At 41.2% G+C, this 17,816-nt stretch carries 14 protein-coding genes and 1 other RNA gene; 2 read left to right on the top strand and 13 right to left on the bottom strand.

Annotated features, from left to right (window positions below):
* Positions 1–29 precede the first annotated feature (29 nt).
* On the bottom strand, positions 30–740 hold the full coding sequence (locus HXT33_RS03215) for a lysophospholipid acyltransferase family protein (protein ID WP_421787561.1): 711 nt from the start codon (positions 738–740) through the stop codon (positions 30–32).
* Positions 741–819: 79 nt separating this feature from the next.
* Here HXT33_RS03215 and HXT33_RS03210 point away from each other — a divergent pair, with 79 nt between their 5' ends.
* A complete protein-coding gene (locus tag HXT33_RS03210; RefSeq protein WP_004136106.1) occupies positions 820–1,371 on the top strand; it encodes a hypothetical protein in 552 nt (183 codons plus the stop codon).
* A 182-nt stretch (positions 1,372–1,553) separates the two neighbouring features.
* Here HXT33_RS03210 and secA read toward each other — a convergent pair whose 3' ends face one another.
* Positions 1,554–4,340, bottom strand: a complete 2,787-nt coding sequence (gene secA / locus HXT33_RS03205; protein ID WP_419388766.1) for a preprotein translocase subunit SecA — start codon at positions 4,338–4,340, stop codon at positions 1,554–1,556.
* A gap of 216 nt (positions 4,341–4,556) precedes the next feature.
* Positions 4,557–5,228 (bottom strand): ribosome hibernation-promoting factor, HPF/YfiA family, encoded by a 672-nt coding sequence (gene hpf, locus HXT33_RS03200; protein WP_004128140.1) that lies wholly within the window; start codon positions 5,226–5,228, stop codon positions 4,557–4,559.
* A 211-nt stretch (positions 5,229–5,439) separates the two neighbouring features.
* Between hpf and rnpB the strand changes: the two genes are divergently transcribed.
* Positions 5,440–5,813: RNase P RNA component class A (gene rnpB / locus HXT33_RS03195), an RNA gene on the top strand.
* On the opposite strand, the gene HXT33_RS03190 is transcribed toward rnpB, so the two are convergent.
* From HXT33_RS03190 to HXT33_RS03145, 10 genes are all read right to left on the bottom strand, one after another.
* On the bottom strand, positions 5,810–6,481 hold the full coding sequence (locus HXT33_RS03190; protein ID WP_421787558.1) for an HAD family hydrolase: 672 nt from the start codon (positions 6,479–6,481) through the stop codon (positions 5,810–5,812). The two genes, rnpB and HXT33_RS03190, sit on opposite strands and share 4 nt — an antisense overlap.
* Positions 6,465–8,249, bottom strand: a complete 1,785-nt coding sequence (gene recN, locus HXT33_RS03185) for a DNA repair protein RecN (protein ID WP_421787556.1) — start codon at positions 8,247–8,249, stop codon at positions 6,465–6,467. The genes HXT33_RS03190 and recN overlap by 17 nt, the downstream gene beginning before the upstream one ends.
* 36 nt (positions 8,250–8,285) lie before the next feature.
* Positions 8,286–9,215: an NAD kinase gene (locus tag HXT33_RS03180; protein WP_421787554.1), complete on the bottom strand. Its 930-nt coding sequence runs from the start codon at positions 9,213–9,215 to the stop codon at positions 8,286–8,288.
* Positions 9,216–9,296: 81 nt separating this feature from the next.
* A complete protein-coding gene (locus tag HXT33_RS03175; RefSeq protein ID WP_421787552.1) occupies positions 9,297–10,100 on the bottom strand; it encodes a TlyA family RNA methyltransferase in 804 nt (267 codons plus the stop codon).
* Positions 10,097–11,209 (bottom strand): HAD-IIA family hydrolase, encoded by a 1,113-nt coding sequence (locus tag HXT33_RS03170; protein WP_421787550.1) that lies wholly within the window; start codon positions 11,207–11,209, stop codon positions 10,097–10,099. Before HXT33_RS03170 ends, HXT33_RS03175 begins: the two co-directional genes overlap by 4 nt.
* 20 nt (positions 11,210–11,229) lie before the next feature.
* Entirely contained in the window at positions 11,230–12,645 is a 1,416-nt protein-coding gene (locus tag HXT33_RS03165; RefSeq protein WP_421787585.1) for a hypothetical protein, read from the bottom strand.
* A 64-nt stretch (positions 12,646–12,709) separates the two neighbouring features.
* Positions 12,710–14,029, bottom strand: coding sequence for a tyrosine--tRNA ligase (gene tyrS / locus HXT33_RS03160; RefSeq protein ID WP_004134900.1), 1,320 nt, complete (start codon positions 14,027–14,029; stop codon positions 12,710–12,712).
* Between the two features lie 137 nt (positions 14,030–14,166).
* Positions 14,167–15,654 (bottom strand): argininosuccinate lyase, encoded by a 1,488-nt coding sequence (gene argH / locus HXT33_RS03155; RefSeq protein ID WP_421787548.1) that lies wholly within the window; start codon positions 15,652–15,654, stop codon positions 14,167–14,169.
* Between the two features lie 18 nt (positions 15,655–15,672).
* Positions 15,673–16,887, bottom strand: coding sequence for an argininosuccinate synthase (locus HXT33_RS03150; protein WP_004134896.1), 1,215 nt, complete (start codon positions 16,885–16,887; stop codon positions 15,673–15,675).
* A 258-nt stretch (positions 16,888–17,145) separates the two neighbouring features.
* Positions 17,146–17,691, bottom strand: coding sequence for an arginine repressor (locus tag HXT33_RS03145; protein ID WP_004134894.1), 546 nt, complete (start codon positions 17,689–17,691; stop codon positions 17,146–17,148).
* Positions 17,692–17,816: the final 125 nt, after the last annotated feature.

The raw sequence follows: 17,816 nt of genomic DNA, 5'->3' as shown, positions 1-17,816 counted from the left end.
CAACTGTTACTAACTTGTATTAGTGCACGTTATTGCTTATTAGCTTGATTATCTTTTGCAGCTTGACGCATTCGTTCTTTTACAGTTTGAGCATATTCGTCAACGTACTCTTGACCGCTCATCTGTTGAATTGATTTCGTTATTTGATCAGTAATTTCACGAAGACGCTCGTGAGTAATCTCACTTTCGTCTTTTACACGCTCTACTTGAATAGGCTCACCATAGATTGCCTGCGTTTTGCCTTTGGCAGGAATTATCTGACCTTGAACCTGCAAATCTCTTGTGCCAATAATTGCCACAGGAATGATTGGACATCCAGTTTCAAGAGCAAGACGAGCAGCACCAGTATGACCTCGATACAGTTTTCCGTCTGGGCTTCTTGTGCCCTCAATGTGAATGCCGAAAAGCTGACCTTTTTCTATAATTTCACGAGCATGATTTAGAGCACCGAGAGATTTTGAACCACCAGAACGATCAACTGGGAACACACCGACGGAAGTAAACCACCACTTCTTAAAACGTCCCTTTAATCCTTTTCCTTCAAAATATTCGGCTTTACCCATAAAGTGAATCATACGTGGGCAAGTTAAAGGAAGTAGAGCATCGTCAATAACAGCAAGATGATTTGCTGCAATAATTGCTCCACCTTTTTTAGGAACATTTTGAACGCCTTTTGCTGATGGATGAATCCTCATGCGGGCAATACCCCCAAGACCCTTCACGAAGAACCAGTACAACATAGCTTATCCTTTCTGCAAGCAAGCAGACACCCGCTAATTTGCACACCAAGAATCAGGCACACTTGCTAGAGTATAATTCATGACTTCTTCTAAGGATACCAACGACCCTCACCGTTACGGAAAAGGAATGTCACAATCATCAAATAATGACGATGCAAAGAATAGTAAAAATTTTGAAGATGATTGGCTGAATTTTATTGCGGATCATTCGGATGATCTAAAAGATATTTCTAATTCTCTCGACGCAAAAAGTTTTGAAAAGCATGCTAAGAAGAAAGAGAATGCACATAATTTTTATTTGATTGCAAAAAATAGTAGCGGCCCACGCGACAATACTCGCTCAAGTTGGCTTGACGTAGATACGACTATGGACGAGTATGGCGATGATTTTGTGCCTCCTAATCCAAAGTTGGAAGATATTTCTCCAGTTACATTTGTTTTATGGACTGTTTTTGCTGTTGGTATTGCTGGTATTATTTTGAGTGCTTTTATTCCATCGCTCGCAACTATTGTTGGAATTATAAGCGCAATATTCATGCTTTTAGGCGGATTAGGGATCTTTTTAAGCCGTAAAAAACCAGATCCTTATAAAGAAGATTATAGAGATTATGGGCATGGAGCTAGAGTCTAACAAAAGCATAAAAAAACATGTCTGCAAAATAAACGCTTTATAGATTGCAAAAGTATTTTGAATAAAAAAGTAGAAGGCCAATACAAAACGTATGTGGCCTTCTACTTTACTTTTAGCTTATTTATTTTTTATTTTATTTTTCTAAGCTTAAATTTTCACTTAAGTTCTAGTTTAAGTTTTGCTTAGTTTTCAGCTTCATTCTGTCCATGGCAAAGCTTGTACTTACGTCCAGAACCGCATGGGCATTCATCATTCTTGTTAGTTCCTGGGAACGTACGACCATCAGACCAAGGGGTCTTCCACTCTTCGTTCTTTGGTCGCATGCTTAACGGAACATCACCTTCAGCATGGCTCAAAGGTGCAGGTCCAACAATTCCAGATGTCTGATCTTGAGAATCAACTTCGGCTTCTGCCTGAGCAACATCCTCATCGACAGAAGAATCAGAAGAAGTATCTTCTGTAGAAGCAACCTGCTCAAGATTAATGTGGAACAAAAGCTGCACACTTTCTTCCTTGATTGCTTCAATCATGGAGTTGTACATCTGATAGCCTTCACGCTGATACTCAACAAGAGGATCGCGCTGGCCCATGCCACGAAGACCAATACCATCCTTCAAGTAGTCCATCTCATAAAGATGTTCACGCCACTTGCGATCAAGCACAGCCAGCACAACACGGCGCTCAATCTGACGAATTGCGTCAGATCCAATGCGCTTTTCAAAGATATCGTAGAAATTGTTTACGTTATCAACAATCAAATCTCGCAAAGCAATAACAGCTTTCTCACCTTTAAGCTTAGAAATTGTTTCACGAACCTGATCCCAATCAAGAATAACAGGCATAACTGCTAACAAAGCGTTTTGCAAGCCGTCCAAATCCCAGTTCTTTGGCTTATCAGAACCGTTCATTGCGCCACGAACATAGCTTTCCACAGTGTCACTGATGAACTTCAAGATGTCCTCATGAATATCTTCACCCTTAAGAACCATCTGACGTTCTGCATAGATAACAGTACGCTGCTTATTCATAACATCGTCATACTTCAAAACGTTCTTACGCATTTCAAAGTTACGAGCTTCAACAGTCTTCTGCGCCGTGCGCACACCGTTAGAAACATACTTAGATTCGATTGGTTCGCCCTCTGGCAAGCCCTTAGCCATAACACGAGCAACAAGCTGAGTGTTGAATAGGCGCATCAAATCATCTTCCAAGCTTAAGTAGAAGCGGGATTCGCCAGGATCACCCTGACGACCAGAACGGCCTCGAAGCTGGTTATCAATACGGCGAGATTCGTGACGTTCAGTACCAAGCACATACAAGCCACCAAGCTTCTTAACTTCTTCGTGCTCGTCCTTAACCTGCTCTTTAACTTCGGCTAAAACGCCCGGCCAACGCTTCTCATACTCTTCAGGAGTATCGTCTGGAGAATATCCTTCAGACTTCAACTTAGCGTCTGCAAGGAACTCAACATTGCCGCCGAGCATAATATCAGTACCACGACCTGCCATGTTAGTAGCAACAGTTACAGCACCCTTACGGCCTGCAACAGCAACAACAGCAGCTTCCTTAGCATTCTGCTTAGCATTCAAAACCTGGTGAGGAATACGAGCAACATCAAGAAGCGAAGAAAGAATTTCTGAAGATTCAACAGAAGCAGTACCAAGCAATACTGGCTGACCCTTTGCATGGCGTTCAGCAACGTCGCGCACAATAGCAGTAAGCTTTTCTTTCTTAGTGCGGAAGATTAAATCATCCTTATCCATACGAATAACTGGACGATTAGAAGGAATTGGAAGAACACCAAGCTTGTATGTTCCCATAAATTCTGCAGCTTCAGTTTCTGCAGTACCAGTCATACCGGCAAGCTTGTCATACATGCGGAAGTAATTTTGCAAAGTAATAGTAGCAAAAGTCTGATTTTCTGCCTTAACTTCCACGTTTTCCTTAGCTTCAATAGCTTGATGCAAGCCTTCACTGTAACGACGTCCTGGAAGAACACGACCAGTATGCTCATCGACAATCAAAACCTCACCATTAGTAACCACATAATCGCGGTCAAGAAGGAAGAGTTCCTTAGCCTTAAGAGCATTGTTCAAATAACCAATAAGAGCAGTATTAGCTGGCTCGTAAAGGTTATCAATACCCAAGTAATCCTCAATCTTAGCAATACCAGAATCGAGAATACCTGCAGTTTTCTTCTTTTCGTCAATCTCGTAATCAACATCGCGGTTAAGCTTCAAAACAAGCTTTGCAAACTCGCGATACCAATGAGTTACATCACCTTCAGCAGGACCAGAAATAATCAAAGGTGTACGAGCTTCATCAATAAGAATAGAATCAACCTCATCGACAATAGCATAGTGGTGACCGCGCTGCACAAGCTCGCTCTTTTCCCACGCCATGTTATCGCGCAAGTAATCGAAACCAAACTCGTTGTTAGTGCCGTAAGTAATATCAGCGTTGTATTGCTTACGACGCTCAGGTGGCTGCTGATCTGTAATAATGCAGCCAACACTCATGCCGAGGAATCGGTAAATACGACCCATAAGCTCACTCTGGTAGCTTGCAAGGTAGTCGTTAACTGTAACAACGTGAACGCCCTTGCCTTCCAAAGCATTCAAATAGCTTGGCAAAGTTGCAACAAGTGTTTTACCTTCACCAGTTTTCATTTCTGCGATATTGCCCCAATGCAATGCCGCACCGCCCATAAGCTGAACATCGAAGTGACGCTGGCCAAGCGTACGCTTTGAAACCTCTCTAACAGTAGCGAAGGCTTCAGGCATCAAATCATCCAGTTTTGCACCATTATCTAAGCGCTGCTTAAATTTAGCGGTTTGACCCTTCAATTCTTCATCGGAAAGCGCAGAAATTTCATCTTCCAACGCATTCACAGCCTTGGCAACGTTCTCAAGGCGCTTTAACTGACGGCCTTCACCCATACGCAAGGCTTTATCGACGATATCTACCACGTTTTGCTCCCTTAGGTCATGTCTATGAAGACGGCCTAGCCAACATAGACGTAAACTGTGCCTATATTACGCGACGGCAGCGATTTTTATAAGCACGCGAGTCGGTGTAACAAATAAAATGCCCGCCTAGCCATCTAGCCGACGGGCATTTTGTTAATCTAACTTAATTTTTACAAACTCCTAAATACTTTATCACTTTTCGTAATTATTTTATTATTACTTTTTCTTAGCAACATTTTCAGGCGTATCAATCTCAAACACACCATAGCTCCATCCATGCCTACGATACACAACAGATGGTCGCATTGTTTCTTTATTAACAAACAGGAAGAAATCGTGACCAATTAATTCCATCTCGTACAAAGCTTCATCAATGCTCATAGGCTCTGCAATATGAAGCTTGCGTCGAATAACAATAGGCGTGTCACCAACGCTAACTTCTACAGACTCACCAGGGCCTAAATCAGAAGCAACAGCTGCATCCGCACTATTGGCAACATCCTCACTAGGCTCCTCAATTTTCATGTCAATTTCTGGCTCAACAGCGCCCATATCAACAGGAACCATTTCCGTGTATCCGCGGCGATGATCCTTGCGGCGATCACGCGTGCGGCGCAAACGTAGCGTCAACTTATCTAGAGCCATGTCAAGAGCACTGTACTGATCAGTGCTAGAAGCTTCTGCGCGAATCACGGTGCTACCTGCAACAACAGTAATTTCAACTCGCTTTGCAGTATCTGCCTGCCTTGGATTACCTTCATGAGTCAACACAATTTGAACGCGCTGCGCATCAGGAGCAATAGCGGTTACGCGATTCATCTTACTTTCTACAACGTCACGGAACCTTTGATTAATCTGCGTATGACGACCAGTAATGACGATTTCCATGCGAAACCTCCCCATATAGATTCGAACCTAAGTTCGATTTGTATCAGCCGACTGCCACGATGCCGTCGGTGCTTCTATTATATCTGCTAAATCAATAAGAAACTAGCAAGTTATTAAATTTAAGCAAAAAAATTTCATAATTATTTCGAAAATTTACGCAAAACAACTAATTTTTTACGAGATGAACAATATCTGCTATACTTGGGAAGGTTGAGGTTTCACGATGGCCGCGGTCACAATGTTCATTCGGAGTGACTGAGGAACTTCCGGGCTCCACAGAGCACAATGGCGGATAACGTCCGCCCAGGGCGACCTGAGAGATAGCGCAACAGAGAATAGACCGCCCGAACGTTTCGTTTGGGTAAGGGTGAAACGGCGGTGTAAGAGACCACCGGACTTCTGGTAACAGTTAGTCGCATGGCAAGCCTCATTGGGAGCAAGGTCAAGCAGAAGACGCTTAAAGGCTGCTCGCCTGAGTCTTCGGGTAGACTGCTAGAGTTTGGCGGTAACGTCAAATCGAGATGGATGGCCATCCGTGTGCACTTGTGTACGCGACAAAACCCGGGGTATGTGAAACCTCATCAACTTTTTGGAGCATCATCGAAGTTGGAAAATACTTCTAAGCATTTCCTAAACGGCAAATCTAAATCATTTTTTGAGCATAATCCATCTACAACACCGTATGTTTTCATTCCAGCTTGTTGAGCAGAATTTAGCGCAGTTGCAGAATCTTCAAAAACTGCACAATCTTTTGTAGCAACCTTAAGAGTTTCTGCTATATCAACATAAGTTTTATAACTGTGTTTTCCTTCTTTAGATAAATCTTCTCCAAATTGCAAAAAATCAAAACAATCTAAAATATTAAGCCTTCTTAACGCAGGCTCGCATAAAGTTTTGGAAAGAGTTGTAATAAGAAACATCTTTACTTTTTTAGAACGCAAGTATTTAACGTAGTCGTAAGCTCCATTTCTAAGAGGAAGATGATTAGCATAAGCATCAAATGCCATATCTGACCACTCCTTCATTAGTTCTTCAGGAGATTCACTAAAACCGTAATGTTCAATAACATAATCCGCAATTTGTCGAGGATTCATAGCTGCTGTAGTATTTGCAAAAATATCCGGAACACTTAAGCCTCGTTTTGCGAAACTCTTTTTATCAATATCATCCCAAACTCCAAGAGAATCAATAAGAGTTCCGTCAAAATCAAAAATCGCAGCCTTAAAAAACGAATTATTATTCTGCAGCGTCATCAATTATCTTTCTACTTGTTTCCAACAATTCATGCGCATGTTCAAGCGAAGTTTTAGAGTTACTTCCAGCAAGCATACGAGCGATTTCTAACTCGCGAGATTCACCTTCGAGTAGATTAACAGTAGTATCTGCTTCTTGACTTTCAAAATCACCATTATTAACAGGTGAAATATTTTTTTGCACAGCGTATTGCGCATCAGCAAAAGAGGCGACTTGAGGCAAATGCGTAACAACAATCACTTGCGAATGTTTAGCAAGTTTAGCCAAACGCTTTCCTAATTCCACTGCAGCAGCGCCACCAACTCCTGCATCAACTTCGTCAAAAATAAAAGTCATGTTTTTATCATCATGCTCGCGCATTCTTGCAACAACAAGTTCCATTGCAAGCATCAGCCTACTTAGCTCACCGCCAGAAGCACTTTTGCCCATTGGTAAATCTGGCGAAGCTGGAAATGGTTTGAAAAGAAACTCAATATCGTCAATACCGTTTGAATCGAGATCAACGAAACCATCTTGATTTTCACTTCTAGAATTTACTCGAACATTTAATTGAGCGCCATCCATTGCTAAAGAAGATAGCTCATTACTAACATCATCACTAAGCTTTTTAGCTGCTTTCACACGAGTGGCAGATAATTTCTTAGCTAAATCAAAAGCTTCATCGTAACGCTTATTACAAGCGGCCCTAGCACGCTCAATAGCTTCTGGAGAATCATCTAAATCTTCAAGTTCAAACTGAGCTTTTTGCGCCCAATTAAGAACATCATCTAAAGTAGGGCCCCATCTTCGCGTAAGCTCACCAAGATCGTGTATTCTTGCGTTTAAAGAATCTAAATCTTCCTCACTTGCGTCAAAATCAATCTGCTGAGCAAGCTGCATTACAATATCGTCCAGTTGCGCATGAATATCATCAAGTTGTTGAGCTAGTTTACTAAATGAATTATCAACTCTAATATTTCGCAATGCTTGAGCAGCCTGATCAATAAGCGTTCTTGCGTCTAAAGATGACGATGAAGCACTATAGTCGATTTGACTAACGTCAAGCGATGATAAAGCTGTGCTCACAGCGTTAATAATTTGCGCAGAATTTTCAATGCGCTCTCGCTTTGAACGCAATTCTTCATCTTCATTAGGCTTTGGATCTACTTGTTTTATTTGCGCTAAAGACTCTCGCAAATAGTCAGCTCTCTGACGAGCAGAAGATTCTTGGTTTTCAAGACGATTACATGTTTCTTGAGCATCTTTTAAAGCTTGATAAGCTTGAAAATACTTATTAGCTAATTCACTATTCTTTGCCACTAGATCTAACATTTCGCGCTGTTTTGCGCTAGTTGCTATACGTAACTGATCACTTTGACCATGAATCGTGATCATTTGTGAACATACGTCTTCAAGCAAAGTTTTTGGAACAGCGAATCCAGATATTGTTGCTCTTGAGCGACCCTGTTTAGGAACAGTTCTTGCAACATACATATCTGACTTTGTTTCATCAATTTCTGAAGTTTCAAGCTCAATACCTGCTTGATTAACAGTTTCTTCCACTTCGCTTGATTTTGGAATGCTAAATACGCCTTGTACCCACGTTTCTTTAGCATTTGGCGAAATTCTAGCAGAATCTGATTTCGAACCAGAAATAAGTTTTATGGCACTTAAAAGCATTGATTTTCCAGCGCCAGTTTCACCTGTAATCGCAGTCATTCGTAAAGAAGGAGTAATAAGCGCGTGTGAAATTGGCCCAAGATTGCGTATTTCTAATTCTTCAAGCACAATATACCTCGTTTTTACTGCTATTAGTTAAGTAGATTATTTACGGTTTGACTGATTACTGTTATGTTCTCGCCAACCAACTACCGGTAAATCAAATTTTGTAACCAAACGCTTAGTAAAAGGCGCTCCAGAAAGTCTAGCTAACAAAAGCTCATCTTTAGACTGTCGAACTTGAATCCTTGATCCTTGAGGAAGAGCGCGCTGACGTCTGCCATCGCAGCAAATCCAGCCGCCAGAAGAAGATTCTTCAAGAATATCAATTGTAAAAGTAGATCCTGAGCCAATAATAAGCGGACGAGCAAAAAGCGCGTGAGCAGCTAAAGGAACTAATTGCAAAGCCGCAACATTTGGCCACATAATTGAGCCACCGGCAGAAAACGCATAAGCCGTTGAACCAGTAGGAGTTGAAACTATTACACCATCACAGCCAAAAGATGACATTTCAACATCATCTACTCGTATTGAAAGCTCTACCATTCGTCCACGATCTGCACGATCAAGCGTAATATCATTCAAAGCCCAGTCTCTTAAAGGCTCACTTTCGCCAGGAAGCCACACGTCAACATGGGCTTCCATACGTTGATCGATTGAATAATCCTTATTTGCGATTCTTCTAATTGCTTCATCAATTTGGAAGCTTTCGAATTCTGCCAAAAAACCAACGTGACCAAGATTTATTCCAATAATTGGCACTGTAGTGCAATGTACTAATTCTGCAGCCTGAAGCATGGTGCCATCTCCCCCAAGCACCACAACAATTTCAGTATGCTCATCAACTAAATTAGTAGGCGTTTTAGAAAAATCAGAAACGGCAGCACTGTGAAAAACATCAACTAGAAAACCCGCTTGAGTAAGCTGTGAAGTAACTTGATTTACTACAGCACTGTGACTATCAAGTCTCGCATGAGTTACTACAAGAGCGCGTCGAGGCGCAGAAGCAGTATTTTCATCGAAATGTTTCTGCATCACAAATACCCTTCGTACTGTTTTCAAATAACAGTACTATTGTAATTCTTCTACGTATATTAGGCGCAAGTATTTGTATTATCAGCCTTCAAAATGCGCATAAAGCAAATATTCTACGTTTCCGTGAGTGCCTTCAATAGGAGATTTTACTGTTGAAACAATCGTTAAATTATTATCTTTAGCACAATTTTCAACATTTTCTAACGCTTTAATACGCAAAGATTCGTCTGTTACTATTCCACCTTTTCCAAGATTTCCTTTTCCAACCTCAAACTGAGGTTTAACAAGTAAAACAACATCTGCATTATTCTCAGCAATGCGCGAAATTACCGGAATAACGAATGTTAAAGAAATAAAAGAAACATCCGAAACTATAAGATTAGGTTTATACGGCAAATCTTCTTCGTAAACGTTGCGAATATTTACTCCGCTCATTTCAATTACTCTAGGATTATTCGCAATTTTAGGATTAAGCTGCCCATGACCAACATCGAGAGCAATAATATGCTCAACTCCTCTTTGTAAAAGCATGTCGCAAAATCCGCCTGTTGAAGCGCCAATATCTAATGCTCTAGTTGACTTGGAAGTAGATAAACCGTATTTAGAAAACGCTTCAAAAGCTCCTTCTAGCTTAAGAGCTCCGCGAGAAACATATTTAGCAAAAGAGCTTACGCCTTCTGATTTAGAAATAACTATTTCTTCTGAATCCTCTACAAGAAAAGAAGATTTTTTAATAGTTTTATTATTTACGTTTACAGCACCATTTTGAATTAAACGCTTAGCTATTGTTCTACTTTCCGCTAATCCTCTGGCAACAAGAGCACAATCCAAACGTTTATGTGAAGAAGAGTTTACAAAAATTCGCAAATCTTCATTAAAACTCATAATGAAAACTCCGGAAGAGTATAGTTTTCAAGAGATTCACCATTATCTTGCAAACTCCATGTCAACGCGCATGCAGCCCTCAAAGCATTGCAATCATTAAGATTATTTACTTCAATAATGCGATTATCAGTAAGCTCAGCTTTTGCATTTTCGCAAATAAAAGTATGCTCGTCCACTTTCTCTGGGCAGTTATGAGACTCGTTAAGTCCTCGCAAATCTTTAGAAACAAAGCTTGGTCGCAAATGTTTCGGCGCAAGCATAAGCATTCTAGGATTCGTAACTCCAGTAAGAACAAGCAAAGACTCGTAGCCTCCCCTTGTTCCGGCTTCAATATCAGTATCTAAACGGTCTCCTACAGCAAGAGATTTAGAAATACTTATTACAGGATTTCCAAACTCGTCTTTTTCAGTATAATGTTCATCCACTGACTCAAATTCAGTTTTTGCATGTTCAGCATTTGCTGCAACAAGCAGTCGAGCCTCATCGTACATTGCAGATTCAGGTTTTCCAGCAGACGAAATAGGCTCAACCCCTGTAGCATTAATAACAGCTTGAATCATTGATCCGCATCCAGGAGCTATGCCAAGCTCTCTAGGAATTGTTAAATCACGATTTGTAACAAAATACTTGGCTCCGTGCTCTACAGCAAAAGAAACTTCTGCCATTTCTTGCCAAGTCATCTGAGGATACCAGCCTTGAATAACAGCTTGCGGATTATCTTTACAAGAATCTACAGGCTGTAAACCTACACGCTTAACTTCCTCTAGCAAATGCTCGGCACCAAGAACCAGAACACGCGAGCCCGGCTCAACATGACGTGCAACCATGCGAGCTGCAACAACTGATGAAGTAATAATCTGCCATGGTTTTACGCTCAGACCAAAACTTTCCAATTGTTTGGCAACAACAGCTTGAAAACGAGAAGAATTATTTGTTGTGTATTCAATAAACATTCCACGTCTTTGAGCACACTCAATCGATTCAGCAGCATACTCAACAGAATTTCCGCCTCTATAAACAACACCATCCAAATCAAGCAAAGCTAAGCTAAAAGCTTCACTTAAAGGACGAGTACTTGCAGAAAAATTCTTTCTCGTTTCAAGTTGCATAAAAATAGCCTTAAATGATTTTAATCCTCAGATTCATCTTCTTCTGGAGCGAATTCGCAATCATCTTCACTTACACCAATCTCATCCATCATGGCGTCGTTCAAATGTTCCAAATCGTAGTCAATAACAATATCATCTGGGTTAATATCGTCATCGTCAGCATCAGCATACTGATTTTCAAGACTGTCAAGCAAAGATTCTAATTCTACAGCTTCATCACTTCTGCCTGCTTCTTCTAAGAAGTACTGCTCAGCTTGAACGGCACGCATACGATACTCTCCAGGTAAGCCCTTCGAACGACCCATTGCATGAACGAGATCAATAGCTTTATCTGAATGACCAGTATCAAACAAAACACCTGCGTACACTAAGAACATTTCGGCTTTAACTTCACCCTTAAGGCTTTTTGCTTCATCTGACATGCAAATCTCTAAAGCTTTATCGAGATTGCCCATGCCGCGCTCGCAATCTGCAATAAATGGAAGATAGTCAAGATAGCCGTTCATGCGCATTGCAGTGCGGAATTCTTTAGCTGCAAGCTTGTAATCACCTTGACGATAAGCTACGAAAGCTAAGGTTTCGCGGGCAAAATCAATTCTTGAAGCCTGCTTAGCAACCCATTTTGCGTGCTCCAAAGCAAGATCAGGATTCTCTTCCTGTAAAACGTATGCTGCAAGAATATGAAGACCAATATTTTCAGCATGCTCTTTGGAAAGTCCACGCAAACGCTCACGGTCTTCCTTAGAAAGCATTGCCCACTCTAGCCCCTTTGGCATTTTAGGCTCGCCAGGACGGCGCGCGGTATAAGGGTTTTGTGATGGATATGAAACTGTTCCGTCAGAATTGCGACGAGGTCCATTTTCAAATCTGACATTGCCATGCGCATTGCTGTTTCGACGCTCAGAGCTGCGATGTTCGTCGAATCGACGATTTTCATTGCGATTATTGCGGTCGTAACGGTCATTGCGGTCATTGCGATCGTAACGATTATTATGACGATCGTCAAAGCGACGATTTTCGCTGCGATTATCACGACGATTATCGCCAAAATCACTTCTGGAATCTTTATGGAAATCCTTGTGGAAGTTTCCACCGCGATTATTTTCTCTGCGATTCTCGTTGTGATTATTTCGACGGTCGAAACGTTTTTCACCATCAAACTTCTTGTAGCGCGGATTTCCGCCTTCTTCACCGCTATGCTCAAAATCGCGTGAACGACGATCATCACGGCGATCATCAAAGCGGCGATTACGGTTAAAACGATGTTCTCCATCGCGATTTTCAGAGCGGAAACCACTTCTCTTAGAACCACTCTTGTGGAATCCATCTTTATGGAAACCACCGCGTCTTTCGCCACTTTTACCACCGTTTCGATGGCCAAAATTACCACGATTACCAAACGACTTGCCACTACGTGATCCGCGCTCTTCGCCCATTATCGGCATACCTTTCAAATTCTAATAAACAATAAAATAATATTAATCTAATATTAAAAACAAATCATGCGCGCTCTACAGCACCAATAGCTTTCTTACCGCGGCGAAGCAAAGCAAAACGGCCGTGCAAGAAGGAAGCATCAGAAAGAACATCGTCAACGCCTTCAACACGTTCATTATTTAGATACAAACCGCCAGCTTCAATAGCGCGACGAGCTTCGGAAATCGTGCGGAACAAACCTGCAGCAACCGCAGCTTCAACAATACGATCCCCATTGTGAGACTTCGCAAAATCTAAGCTACCGTCTTCTGACTTTACTTTAACACCGTCTAAAGCAGCCTCAAGAGTCTGCTCGTCAATATTCTGCAAATCTCCACGGCCAAACAGTGCAGAAGAAGCTTCAATAGCTTGGTTGGTTAAATCTTCACCATGAACAAAGCTAGTAACTTCCCAAGCAAGCACACGCTGAGCTTCACGGCTTCCTGGATCTTCCTGAATTTGCTGGGCTAAACGCTCAATCTCACTCTTTGGCAAGAATGTGAAAACTTTAAGTAACTTAACAACTTCATCATCAGGCTGATTAAACCAGAACTGGTAGAAGCGGTATGGGCTTAACATTGTTGGATCAAGCCACATTGCGTTGCCTTCAGACTTACCAAACTTGCGTCCCTGATTATCCGTAATAATCGGGCTAGTAAATACGTTTACTGAAGCTCCGCGAACCTTACGAATAAGATCCATACCAGAAGTCAAATTACCCCACTGATCAGATCCACCAAGCTGTAAAGTAACATTGTAGTTATCAAAGAGGTACAAGAAATCGTTTCCTTGCAAAACTTGGTAGCTAAACTCTGCAAAAGAAATACCTTCATCTGAGTTCAAGCGACGAGCAACAATATCCTTAGCGATCATTGTACCAACACGGAAGTTTTTGCCAACATCTCGCAAGAAATCAATAGCAGACATCTTAGAAACCCAGTCGTAATTGCTAACAAAACGAACAGGATTTTCTCCATCAAGAGGCAGAATACGTCCAATCTGATTATGCAAACGTTCAGCCCATGCAGCAACAATATCTTTAGAATTTAAAGTTCGCTCACCACTTTGACGAGGGTCGCCAATCAAACCAGTTGCTCCACCAACAAGCGCAATAGGATGATGACCTGCTGCCTGCAAGTGGCGCATGTTAATAAGCTGAACAAGATTTCCAATATGCAAAGATGCAGCTGTAGGATCATAGCCGCAATAATACGTTAATGGTTCTCCGTCAAGTGCTTGAGCAAGCTGTTTCTCGTCTGTAGATTGAGAAATCAATCCACGCCACTTTAGCTCTTCAAACAAAGAAGCAAAACCTGCTTCCTTGTAATTCCTGACCTGAGCCATTCGTATCTCCTTATTGCAAAAATTCCGAAATATCGGGCGCTATGCGCGTCCGCAAGCCTTTTAATTTTTGCAGTACAGGCAGACACTATTACAAAGCTGTCAAAAGCATAATCACAATATTTCAATTTTGCACAATATTATTTTGAAGATGAATTATAAGCAGAACCGTCACTTGTAGAAGAAGCAAACTTACTATATTCATTTACTTTAGATTCAGCTTCATTTATTTGTTCAAGAACTCGCACTAGTGCAGTTCCGCCTCTAGTACAACGAGACGCAACAGATCCGTCACTTGAAAGCAGTTTTCTAAGATTAGAAATTTGGCTGCAATCAATAAATCCGTCTAAAATATTCGTAAAATCATCGTCACTTAAATCAGCAAGATCTCCGCCAATTTCTTCTGCTCGCTTTACACACAAACCAGACAAAGTATGAGCATTGCGGAATGGAACACCTTGTTTTACCAGCCATTCTGCAATATCTGTTGCGAGCGCAAAACCTGTGGCTGATTGCTCACGAAGACGCTTAAAATCAAACTGCATAGTTTTTAGCATTCCAGCAAATGCTGGAAGTAGCACCTCTAAAGTGTCGATTTGGTCAAAAACAGCTTCTTTATCTTCTTGAAGATCTCGAGCATAAGCAGTAGGAAGACCTTTAAGAGTTGCCATCAATCCTGTTAAGTCGCCAATTAATCTGCCAGACTTTCCTCTTGCAAGCTCTGCAATATCTGGATTCTTTTTCTGAGGCATAATAGAAGAACCGGTTGAATAAGCGTCGTCCAAGCGCACAAAAGCAAATTCTTGCGTATTCCAAATAATAATTTCTTCGCTTAACCTAGAAATATCAACGCCAATCATTGCTGAAATAAATGCAAATTCAGCAACAATATCTCTGCTTGCAGTTGCGTCAATAGAGTTTGCGCAAACAGCGTCAAAACCAAGCTCTTTAGCAACGCCGTCAGCATTTAACCCAAGAGTGTTTCCAGCTAAAGCTCCAGCACCATAAGGGCTTTCGTTTGCTCGCGAATCCCAATCTACAAGTCTCTGAATGTTGCGAAGTAGTGGCCAAACGTGAGCCATTAATTGGTGCGCAAGTAAAATAGGTTGAGCATGCTGCATATGAGTTCTACCTGGCATTACAGCATCTTTTGCATTTTTTGACTGAGTAATTAGAGCTTTGCAAACTGTTAGAAGTAGCTTTGCAATAAAACGAGCATGTCGGCGTAAGAACATGCGTATAAGCGCTGCAATCTGATCATTTCTAGAACGACCTGCTCTAAGCTTTCCACCTAACTGACTTCCAGCAATTTCAAGCAATCCTCGCTCTAACGCAGTTGCCTCATCTTCGTCTTCTTCAATAGGAGCAAATGTTCCTGAATCAACTTGCTTTTGCAATTCGTTTAATGAGCAAATCAGTTCTGAATACTCTTCTTTGCTAAGAAGACCTGCACGATACAACGCAAACGCGTGAGCTCTAGATCCTGCAATATCATCATCAGCTAATCGCCAATCAAACTGTGTCGATTTGCTTAATGCAGCAAGCTCTTTAGATGGGCCGGAGATAAAACGCCCGCCCCACAATGCAATCGGATTGCCAGCGTTTTTTGTTGTATCGTGCGAAATCATTATTACCTCAAATCCAAATTAATTGTTTTTTGAAACGCGCATGTCACGAGCTGCAGCAACAGTATTTGACAATCCGTAAATTTCAATAAAACCGTTGGAAGCACGCTGATCGAAAGTATCGGAAGAATCGTACGTAGCTAAGTTAAAGTCGTACAGAGACTCTTCGGAGCGCCTACCGGTAACAACAGCCTTTCCAGCGTACATAGTCATTCGAATATCGCCAGAAACATGTTCCTGAGTTTCGTTAATAAACGCATTCAAAGAACGCACAACTGGAGAGAACCACTGACCGTCGTAAACAAATTCTGCCCACTTTTTATCAAGATCACGCTTTAGCCTGTGCTGTTCACGTTCCAAACAGCAGTTTTCAAGCTCTTGATGTGCAGTAATAAGAGCCTGAGCGCCTGGAACTTCATACAATTCGCGAGACTTGATGCCAACTAAACGATCTTCAATAATGTCAATTCGACCGATTCCTTGAGCGCCTGCTCTTGCGTTCATTTCTTCAATAGCTTGCAAAGGAGTTACGCTATGACCGTCAATAGCAACTGGAACACCTTTTTCAAAAGTGATAGTCACTTCATCAGGCTCTTGAGACTCCATAGGATTTTGCGTATAAGAATAGCACTCTTCTGTTGGAGCATTCCAAGGATCTTCCAAGAAACCTGTTTCAATTGCACGACCCCAAACGTTTTGATCAATTGAGTAAGGGCTTTTCTTACTTTGCTCAATTGGAAGCTGGTGACTATTTGCAAAAGCGATTTCAACATCACGAGTAAGTGACAAATCTCTAATAGGACTGATTGCTTTTAACTGTGGATCTAAGGATTTGATAGCAACTTCAAAACGAACTTGATCGTTTCCCTTTCCGGTGCAACCATGAGCAATAGTATCCGCATCAAATTCGTGCGCTGCATGCACTAAATGCTTTGTAATCAGTGGACGAGATAGCGCAGAAACAAGAGGATACACGTCTTCGTACATTGCATTTGCTTTCAAAGCGAGCATGCAATAATCGTTGGCAAACTCATCTCTTGCATCAACAACATAGGATTCTACTGCACCGCAAGCTAATGCACGCTTCTTTATTGCATCAAGAGCTTCACCGCCTTGACCAACATTAAGAGATACAGCAACAACATCTTGTCCGGTTTGTTCTTTCAAGTAAGGAATTGCTACAGAAGTATCCAAGCCGCCTGAGTACGCCAAAACAATGCGCTTATTAGTATTCATGTTACCTCCATATGCAGCGCTTTGTATAACTAAACAATATAGAGCATATTATACACACAAGATAAACGCAATAGACATGTCGAAAATTGTTGTATTTTTATTTTTTTGTTAAATTACTTGAAAAAATACATAAAAATTTAGAAATTATACTTATACATATAAAAACGTGTACAGCCCAACTCGCACTGTACACGTTATAAATATAAATATTCACGAATAAATTTTCGCAAATAAATTTTAAGCTAACATTTTTTATAATTAGCGAGATGCAACAGTAAGCATCCAGTTTGCTCTTTCTTCCGCTTCTTCATTGGAAACGCAAACCATAATAACAGTGTCATCTCCTGCAACAGAGCCCAAAATACCCTTCAAAGGCTGGCGATCTATAACACTAGCAACATACTGTGCGGCTCCAGATGGAGTATGAATTACAACAATATTATTTGCGTGAGCAACTTCCGTAACAAGACCAGATAACGTTCGAGCAACCTGCTGATCTATGCGAACCGTATCCATTGCGTGACGATTTCCAGTACCATCGCCCAAAACGTAAGCAATCCTGCCGTCTGTTAAACGAATCTTAACAGCATTCATCTCATCCAAATCGCGGCTTAAAGTAGCTTGAGTAACATTAAAACCGTGAAGAGCAAGAACCTTAGAAAGCTGAGACTGAGACGTAATAACCTCAGACAGCAAAGCTTGCTCAATAGCATCTAATCTAGCAGCTTTTGTAGAAGGACGTTGTTGCTTAAAAACAACATCTCCATCATCGTCCACTTCAGCATCCTGTCTAGAATTAATCATAATTTTTTACAGAACCTTTCATAAAAAACATTTATACATAAATATATACGATTACATGCGTAAATATCTACGAAATATGAAATTTATTTCAAAAAATTTGTTATAACAACAGAATAATGCGACTG

The sequence above is a fragment of the Gardnerella sp. DNF00753 genome, assembly GCF_049244275.1.
GTDB lineage: Bacteria > Actinomycetota > Actinomycetes > Actinomycetales > Bifidobacteriaceae > Bifidobacterium > Bifidobacterium greenwoodii.
Note: the sequence above shows the minus strand (reverse complement) of the source record. Positions and strands in the feature narration are given on the sequence as shown.

Coding starts and splice junctions, on each gene's coding strand:
- HXT33_RS03215 (WP_421787561.1), bottom strand. CDS start 740: ATGTTGTACTGGTTCTTCGTGAAGGGTCTTGGGGGTATTGCCCGCATG.
- HXT33_RS03210 (WP_004136106.1), top strand. CDS start 820: ATGACTTCTTCTAAGGATACCAACGACCCTCACCGTTACGGAAAAGGA.
- hpf (WP_004128140.1), bottom strand. CDS start 5,228: ATGGAAATCGTCATTACTGGTCGTCATACGCAGATTAATCAAAGGTTC.
- HXT33_RS03190 (WP_421787558.1), bottom strand. CDS start 6,481: ATGACGCTGCAGAATAATAATTCGTTTTTTAAGGCTGCGATTTTTGAT.
- HXT33_RS03180 (WP_421787554.1), bottom strand. CDS start 9,215: ATGCAGAAACATTTCGATGAAAATACTGCTTCTGCGCCTCGACGCGCT.
- HXT33_RS03175 (WP_421787552.1), bottom strand. CDS start 10,100: ATGAGTTTTAATGAAGATTTGCGAATTTTTGTAAACTCTTCTTCACAT.
- HXT33_RS03170 (WP_421787550.1), bottom strand. CDS start 11,209: ATGCAACTTGAAACGAGAAAGAATTTTTCTGCAAGTACTCGTCCTTTA.
- HXT33_RS03165 (WP_421787585.1), bottom strand. CDS start 12,645: ATGGGCGAAGAGCGCGGATCACGTAGTGGCAAGTCGTTTGGTAATCGT.
- tyrS (WP_004134900.1), bottom strand. CDS start 14,029: ATGGCTCAGGTCAGGAATTACAAGGAAGCAGGTTTTGCTTCTTTGTTT.
- argH (WP_421787548.1), bottom strand. CDS start 15,654: ATGATTTCGCACGATACAACAAAAAACGCTGGCAATCCGATTGCATTG.
- HXT33_RS03150 (WP_004134896.1), bottom strand. CDS start 16,887: ATGAATACTAATAAGCGCATTGTTTTGGCGTACTCAGGCGGCTTGGAT.
- HXT33_RS03145 (WP_004134894.1), bottom strand. CDS start 17,691: ATGATTAATTCTAGACAGGATGCTGAAGTGGACGATGATGGAGATGTT.